Annotated in this window: 5 protein-coding genes; 2 read left to right on the top strand and 3 right to left on the bottom strand. The window is 68.6% G+C overall.

The genetic code is table 11. The features are described 5' to 3' along the window. Positions 1-51: 51 nt before the first annotated feature. Positions 52-1,308: a lipoprotein-releasing ABC transporter permease subunit gene (locus VFL64_RS08310; protein ID WP_489539908.1), complete on the top strand. Its 1,257-nt coding sequence runs from the start codon at positions 52-54 to the stop codon at positions 1,306-1,308. After that, positions 1,301-1,978 (top strand): lipoprotein-releasing ABC transporter ATP-binding protein LolD, encoded by a 678-nt coding sequence (gene lolD, locus VFL64_RS08305; protein ID WP_489539907.1) that lies wholly within the window; start codon positions 1,301-1,303, stop codon positions 1,976-1,978. Before VFL64_RS08310 ends, lolD begins: the two co-directional genes overlap by 8 nt. A gap of 9 nt (positions 1,979-1,987) precedes the next feature. Here the strand turns inward: lolD and VFL64_RS08300 are convergent, their stop codons facing one another. Genes VFL64_RS08300 through VFL64_RS08290 form a run of 3 tightly spaced genes read right to left on the bottom strand, consistent with a single transcriptional unit; the run spans position 1,988 to position 5,222 of the window. Beyond that, positions 1,988-3,169 carry a glycerophosphodiester phosphodiesterase gene (locus VFL64_RS08300; protein ID WP_489539906.1) on the bottom strand — a complete coding sequence of 394 codons (1,182 nt, stop codon included), beginning with the start codon at positions 3,167-3,169 and terminating at the stop codon, positions 1,988-1,990. 60 nt (positions 3,170-3,229) lie between these two features. Continuing rightward, positions 3,230-4,258, bottom strand: coding sequence for a VWA domain-containing protein (locus VFL64_RS08295; protein ID WP_489539905.1), 1,029 nt, complete (start codon positions 4,256-4,258; stop codon positions 3,230-3,232). Continuing rightward, entirely contained in the window at positions 4,239-5,222 is a 984-nt protein-coding gene (locus VFL64_RS08290; RefSeq protein ID WP_489539904.1) for a DUF58 domain-containing protein, read from the bottom strand. Before VFL64_RS08290 ends, VFL64_RS08295 begins: the two co-directional genes overlap by 20 nt. Positions 5,223-5,350: the final 128 nt, after the last annotated feature.

The raw sequence follows: 5,350 nt of genomic DNA, 5'->3' as shown, positions 1-5,350 counted from the left end.
GGCAACTCGCTTCGCTTGTTGCAGGCACCCTCAGGTAGCATGCGGCCCACCATGAACTGGCCTTACGAACTCCAAGTCGGTTGGCGCTATACCCGGGCCGGTCGCGCCGGGCGGCGCAACGGCTTCATCTCCTTCATCTCGGGCGTGTCCATGCTGGGCATTGCGCTTGGCGTGGCGGCGTTGATCATCGTGCTGTCGGTGATGAACGGCTTCCAGAAGGAGGTGCGCGACCGCATGCTGTCGGTCATCGCCCATGTGGAGGTGATGGACATTCAGGGCGGTGCGCTTGCCGATTGGCAGGCCACGGCGGCGCTGGCCCGCAAGAACCCGCAGGTGGTCGGTGCTGCACCCTTCGTGGCGACCCAGGCCCTGATCGCTCGGGGCGATGACATGCGCGGTGCGGTGGTGCGTGGCATCTCGCCCGGCGAAGAGGCCACCGTCACCGACCTCGCCGCACAACTGAAGGACACCACGCTGGCCCGCCTCACGCCCGGCGCCTGGCACATCGTGCTGGGGAGCGAACTGGCGCGCTCGCTGGGCGTGCGCGAGGGCGACAGCGTCACCATCGTGGCCCCGGGCGGGCAATTCACGCCGGCCGGCGTGGTGCCGCGGCTCAAGCAGCTCACCGTGGTCGGCACCTTCGACTCCGGCCACTACGAGTACGACAGCACGCTCGCCCTCATCCACATCGAGGATGCGGCACGGCTCTTCCGCGTGGAAGGGCCGATGGGCGTGCAGCTGCGCCTGAAAGACCTGCACCAGGCACAGCAGGTTGCGGCCGAGCTGTCGGCCCAGCTCGGGCCGCAAGTGACGGTGCGCGACTGGACGCGCACCAACCGCAACTGGTTCGCCGCCGTGCAGCTGGAGAAGCGGCTGATGTTCATCATCCTCACGCTGATCGTTGCGGTGGCGGCATTCAACCTCGTCTCCACGCTGGTGATGACGGTCACCGACAAGCGTGCCGACATCGCCATCCTGCGCACCCTGGGTGCGAGCCCGCGCTCCATCATGGGCATCTTCATGGTGCAGGGCGCCGCTTCGGGCGTGATCGGTACCTTGGCCGGCGTGTTGTTCGGCCTGCTGGTGGCCTTCAACATCGATGTGATCGTGCCCTTCATCGAGCGCGTGCTGCACACGAGCTTTCTGCCAGGCAGCATTTACCTCATCAGCCGCATGCCCAGCGAACCGCAGTCCGCCGACATCCTGCCGATCACCTTGATCTCCCTGCTGCTCTCGTTCGTCGCCACCCTGTACCCGAGCTGGCGGGCGAGCCGCGTGCAACCGGCGGAAGCCCTGCGCTATGAGTGAACCCGTGATCCAGGCCAGCGGCCTGCACAAGCGCTTCACCGAAGGCGGGCTCGACGTGAACGTGCTGCAAGGTATCGACCTCACCGTGCAGCGCGGTGAAACGCTCGCCATCGTGGGCGCCTCGGGCTCGGGCAAGAGCACCTTGCTGCACCTGCTGGGTGGGCTCGAAGCGCCCACGCAAGGCAGGGTTCAGTTGGCTGGGCGCGACTTGGTCGCCATGAGCCCGTCTGAGCAGGGCGAGTGGCGCAACCAGCAGCTCGGCTTCGTCTACCAGTTCCACCACCTGCTGCCGGAGTTCACGGCGCTGGACAACGTGGCCATGCCCTTGCGCATCCGTCGCCTCGACAAGCCCGAGGCGCGCGCGCGGGCGCAGGCTGTACTCGGGCAGGTGGGGCTGGCCGACCGTGTGCACCACCGGCCGGCGCAGCTCTCGGGTGGCGAGCGCCAGCGCGTGGCGATTGCCCGCGCGCTGGCGGGCCAACCGGCCTGCGTGCTGGCCGACGAGCCCACCGGCAACCTCGACCGCCGCACCGCCGATGGCGTCTTCCAGATGATGCTCGGCCTGGCGCGCGAGCAGGGCATGGCCTACGTGATGGTGACGCACGACGAGTCGCTCGCCGCGCGCTGCGACCGCGTGCTCCACCTCACGCTGGGCAAGCTGGAGCGCTGAGCCTCTGGCTTACTTGGCGGCGACGAACGCGTCGCGCGCCTTGCGGCCCAGGAAGGGCTGGTCGGTGAAGAAGCCGTCCATGCCCAAGGCCAGGAACGCGTTGATCTGGCCGGCCAGGTTGCCGAAGTCGCCCGGGGTGGCGTTGCTGTCGAACTCGTCGGGCAAGAACACGTTCTCGGCGCGGAAGGTCCAGCCGTGCACGGTCAGGCCGGCGAGGTGGGCGTCCTTCACCAACGTGGTCGGTTGTCCCAGGCGGCCACCCACCAGCGGGATCATCAGGTTGGTGTTGGCGCCGATGCCGTTGGCGTAGGTGGCGATCTCGCGCAGGCCGTCGGGCTTGGCCAGGTCGGCGTAGGTGCGCGGGTCACCGCTCACGACGAAGTCATAGGGCCGGCCCGAGCCGTTGAGCAGCTGCACCAGCGGCACGCGTGTCATGCGGTTGAGCGCACGCAGGTTGGCCGTCTCGAAGGACTGGATGAACACCGGCGCGTTCGGGCCCACGTAGCCGTGGCGGTGCAGGGTGCGCACCAGCGGCTCTTCGAGCGACAGGCGGATGCCGTCGAAGTAGGTCGGGTGCTTGGTCTCGGGGTAGACGCCGATGGGCTTCACCGCGGCCGCGGCCTTGGGGCCGCCGGTCAGCAGCGCACGCTCGCGGCGGCGCTCGTTGGCCTGCTTCACCAGGTCGAGCACTTCGTCGAGCGTGGGGATCTCGAACATGCCGTCGAAGCGCGTGTTGGCCACGCGCAGCTGGGGCAGGCGCTCGCGGGCGCGCAGGGTCTTCAGCTCGGCCAGGGTGAAGTCTTCGGTGAACCAGCCGGTGATGGAGGTGCCATCGATCACCTTGGTGGTCTTGCGGGCGGCGAACTCGGGGTGGTCGACGACGTCGGTGGTGGCTTCGCGCACGCTGCCATCCGCGTTGAGCACTGCGATGGCGTTCTCGTGGCGGGCGACCAGGACGCCGTCCTTGGTCGAAACGAGGTCGGGCTCCACGTAGTCGGCACCTTGCTCGATGGCGAGCCAGTACGAAGCCAGCGTGTGCTCGGGCACATAGCCCGAGGCGCCGCGGTGGCCGATGACGAGCGGCGGCGTGTCGGGCTGCGGGCGGTGGCGCAGGTCGTGCGCCAGGGCGTTCAGGCTGGTGGCGGCTAGCAGCGCGAGGCATGCGCTGCGAAGCAGAGGCAGGTGAAACATGATTCGATCAGGTGAGTGGCTGAGGTCGCCATTTCACGTGGCCTGTGTGACTCACGCGTGTCAAGCCACGCGCCCGAACCACCACACTGACAGGCCCGCCGACAGCAGCACCAGCAAGGCTGCGGCCGCCGCGAAGAACGAGGTGATCTCGGTCTCCTTCTTCTCGACGATCAGGCGCGAGCTGAGCGACTGGTAGACCTTCTTGAGGTCGGCCGCGGTGCCGGCGTAGAAGTACTCGGCCCGCGTCAGGTTGGCCACCATCTTCAGCGTCTCTTCGTCCAGGCGCACCCGCATCGACCAGCCCTCGAAGCCGATGGTCTCGCCTTCCTTGGTGCCGATGCCCACCGAATAGACCTTCACCCCACGGTCGGCGGCCATCTTGGCGGCATCCATCGGGTCGGGGCCGGTGGTGCGTTGGCCGTCGGTGAGCAGCACGATGGCGGCCGAGCCGTAAGAGCCCGGCGGCACCGGCGTGAACTCCTTGGGCGGCTTGTCGCCGGGGCCGAGCGGCATGTTGCGCTGGCCGGTGATCTGCGAGAGGTCGATGCCCGCGTCGGGGAAGATGGTGGCGAGCGACAGCACGATGCCGCTGCCGATGGCCGTGCCGCGCTGCAGCTGGAAGCGGTCGATCGCGGCCACGATGTCTTCGCGGTTTTGCGTGGGCGGCTGCACCACGGCCGCGGTGCCGGCGAACGAGACCACGCCCACGCGCACGTTGCGCGGCAGGTCGTTCAGGAAGGCCTTGGCTGCCTCCTGCGCGGCCACCATGCGGTTGGGCTGCACGTCGGTGGCACGCATGCTGCCCGACACGTCCATGGCCAGGATGATGGTCTCCTGTTGCAAGGGCAGGGTGATCACGGCCCGCGGCCGCGCGCTCGCCAGCAGCAGCGTGGCCAGCGCCAGCAGCATCAGCACCGGCGGCACGTGGCGTCGCCAGCCCGGCCCCTTGCCCATGGCCTGCTTGACGATGGCGAGGCTCGCGAAGCGCAGCGAGTTCTTCTTGCGCCGATGCAGCAGCCACCAGTACAGCAGCACGAGCAGTGGCAGGACAGCCAGCAGCCAGAGGAGATCAGGCCACACGAAGCTCATGACGCTTCTCCTTCGTGGTGGGCTCCGTGGGCAGCGGCTTCAGGTGGGCGGGCATGCCGCCGCCGGCCGCGAGCCGGCTGCGCTGGCGGCGCAGCTCAACGAAGCGCAGCAGGGTGCTGACCAGGTCTTCGTCGGTGGCAAGCTCCAGCGCGTCGACGCCGGCGCGCGCCAGCGCCGCGTGCAGCTCGGCCTCCTGCTGCTCGGCGGCCTTGGCGAAGCGCGTGCGGAAGCCCGGGTCGTGCGTGTCGACCAGCACCTGCTCGCCGGTTTCGGCGTCTTGCATGGCGACCACGCCGAGGTCGGGCAACTCCATCTCCAGCGGGTCGTACAGGCGCACGGCCAGCACCTCGTGCCGCTGCGCGAGTCGGGCCAGCATGTCGCCCCAGCCGGGCTCGCTGATGAAGTCGGACACGACGAACACCGTGGAGCGGCGCGGGATCAGCGGGGCCGCGCGCTGCAGCAGGTCTTGCAGCTGCGTCTGCGTCTTGGCCTGGGGGGTGTCGTGTTTGAGCATGCGCTGCAGCAAATGCAGCACATGGGTGCGGCCGTTGCGGGCCGGCAGCACCTCGTCGAGCTGGTTGCCGTAAAGCATGGCGCCGACCCGGTTGCCGTGACGGGTGAGCAGGCGCGCCAGCACGGCCACGAACTCGGCCGACACGCTGCGTTTGCTGCGCGCGGAGCCGAAGTCCACGCTGCCCGAGAGATCGAGCAGGAACCAGGCGGTGAGCTCGCGGTCTTCGGTGAACTGGCGCACGTAGGGGTGCTGCAAGCGGGCCGTGACGTTCCAGTCGATGTGGCGCACGTCGTCGTGGTGCTGGCACTCGCGCAGGTCGGCGAGATCGAGCCCCGCGCCGCGGAAGAGGGTGCGGTAATCGCCTTGCAGCAGCCCGTCGAGACGGCGGATCACCGTCCATTCCAGGCGCCGCAGGATGGCGTCAGCTGTTGTTGCTTCGTTCGCCGGCATGGTGAGACATGGGTTTGTCGGGCTTGGGAATCTTCTGCACGATCTTCTGGATGATCTGATCGGCCGTGAGGCCATCGGCCAGCGCCTCGTAGCTCAGCACCAGGCGGTGGCGCAGCACGTCGGCCACC

Source organism: Rhizobacter sp. (assembly GCF_035702065.1).
In the GTDB taxonomy this organism is placed as follows: domain Bacteria; phylum Pseudomonadota; class Gammaproteobacteria; order Burkholderiales; family Burkholderiaceae_C; genus Rhizobacter.
This window is presented reverse-complemented; position numbering and strand designations above follow the sequence as displayed.

Excerpts from the sequence above, each read along its gene's own strand:
- VFL64_RS08310 (WP_489539908.1), top strand. The coding sequence starts at position 52 with ATGAACTGGCCTTACGAACTCCAAGTCGGTTGGCGCTATACCCGGGCC.
- lolD (WP_489539907.1), top strand. The coding sequence starts at position 1,301 with ATGAGTGAACCCGTGATCCAGGCCAGCGGCCTGCACAAGCGCTTCACC.
- VFL64_RS08300 (WP_489539906.1), bottom strand. The coding sequence starts at position 3,169 with ATGTTTCACCTGCCTCTGCTTCGCAGCGCATGCCTCGCGCTGCTAGCC.
- VFL64_RS08295 (WP_489539905.1), bottom strand. The coding sequence starts at position 4,258 with ATGAGCTTCGTGTGGCCTGATCTCCTCTGGCTGCTGGCTGTCCTGCCA.
- VFL64_RS08290 (WP_489539904.1), bottom strand. The coding sequence starts at position 5,222 with ATGCCGGCGAACGAAGCAACAACAGCTGACGCCATCCTGCGGCGCCTG.